Source organism: Mucilaginibacter agri, from assembly GCF_009928685.1.
In the GTDB taxonomy this organism is placed as follows: domain Bacteria; phylum Bacteroidota; class Bacteroidia; order Sphingobacteriales; family Sphingobacteriaceae; genus Mucilaginibacter; species Mucilaginibacter agri.
Window position 1 is genome coordinate 1 of record NZ_WWEO01000017.1, and the last position, 379, is coordinate 379.

Sequence of the window (379 nt, forward strand, 5' to 3'; positions counted from 1 at the left end):
ACGGCACAGCTGGAAAAGCTTACGCCTTCGACAATGGTGCTTATGTGGAAGTGCCGTACGCCGCTGCGCTGCGGCCAACGAGCTTTACACTCACTGCCTGGATAAAGCCGCATGTGGCGAGCAACGGCAATTATATCTATTCGATCAATCGCTGGAATGGCTATAAATTTCAGCTGCAAGGCAGCAATTTGCCGTTCCTGACGATTAACAATGATAACGGTATACACGATCAGGATGACGGTGGTGCGGCAGTGCAACTGGATAAATGGTCGCAGGTGGTGGTGAGCTATACAAACGGAGCTATGAAATTTTACATTAACGGCGTTATGGTTAAAAATGCGAATGTAACCGGCACGCCGGTTACCTTGACCTCGCCACC

1 protein-coding gene is annotated in these 379 nt (G+C 49.9%); it reads left to right on the forward strand.

Features of this window, described 5'->3' with window-relative positions:
- The coding region (locus GSY63_RS25200; protein ID WP_166583811.1) for a LamG domain-containing protein at positions 1-379 on the forward strand (379 nt) is incomplete at both ends.